Origin of the sequence: Pseudomonas sp. ES1 (genome assembly GCF_050586605.1) — a bacterium.
Taxonomy (GTDB): domain Bacteria; phylum Pseudomonadota; class Gammaproteobacteria; order Pseudomonadales; family Pseudomonadaceae; genus Aquipseudomonas; species Aquipseudomonas sichuanensis.
Genome location: NZ_JBOBDM010000141.1, coordinates 1 through 515 on the forward strand (window position 1 = coordinate 1; position 515 = coordinate 515).

Consider the following 515-nt stretch of genomic DNA (forward strand, 5'->3'; position numbering starts at 1 on the left):
CGCGGCGGGCTGCGGTGGGTCCAGGCTTAGCCTGCGACCGGCGCGCGCCAGTCGTCGGAACCGGAAGTACCGGACACTTCGTGGGTCCAGGTGATCTTGCGGTAGGTGAAGTGCACGTCTTCCAGGTGGGTGAAGTGAGCGTTGCTCGGGTCCTGGCAGTTGTGCATGTAGTCCTTGATGTCGACGATGATCGCGTCTTCCAGGACGGTGGTGTAGTAGTGCTCTTGGGTGCCCTGGGCCGAGGTGCGGTACCACTTGATCTCGATCTTGGTCATGCGCTCGCCCGAGGTCAGGGCGGCCAGCAGCAGCGGCGAAGCCTTGTCGAAGACCTTGGTGATTTTCACTGGTTTGTGCACGCGCTGACCGGTCGGCTGGCCGGACTGCGGGTCACGCGGGATGATCACTTCGTGCTCGAAGCCCTGGACCATCACCTGGTCTTCGTGGCCTTCCTGGTAGGTGTTGCCCACCGAGTCGGCGGTGAACGCGCCAGCGGTGATCAGGCCTTGTTTTTCGCC

1 protein-coding gene is annotated in these 515 nt (G+C 63.1%); it reads right to left on the reverse strand.

Features of this window, described 5'->3' with window-relative positions:
- Positions 1-26: 26 nt before the first annotated feature.
- Positions 27-515: Hcp family type VI secretion system effector (locus ACQ4N9_RS26505; protein WP_430934121.1), on the reverse strand; the 489-nt coding region annotated here is incomplete at its 5' end.